Origin of the sequence: Dialister sp. UBA1703 (assembly GCA_002320515.1) — a bacterium.
Classification (GTDB): domain Bacteria; phylum Bacillota; class Negativicutes; order Veillonellales; family Dialisteraceae; genus Dialister.
This window is the reverse complement of record DCJJ01000014.1, coordinates 5,863-6,123: the sequence shown is the minus strand read 5'-3', so window position 1 is coordinate 6,123 and position 261 is coordinate 5,863.

Below are 261 nucleotides of genomic sequence, written 5' to 3'. Positions count from 1 at the left end.
AGAGGCGTTACGGGATTTGCTTTTTCTGTGTCATAGGGCTTGATTGGCATTCTGGTGATTAGCCGCTTCGCGGCAGACGTTACGAGCTTGCCTTTCCGCCTCCCGCTCGTCATTCTGAGCGCAGCGAAGAATCTCGGTACATGAAGCATTTGAGCTAATGGAAGTAAATACCAGTCGGCGGAAAGGAACTGCGGACAACCGACAGCCGACACCCCTCCCCCTCACTGTCCCCCTGTCCCCACTAGGGAAGCGCTGATTAAA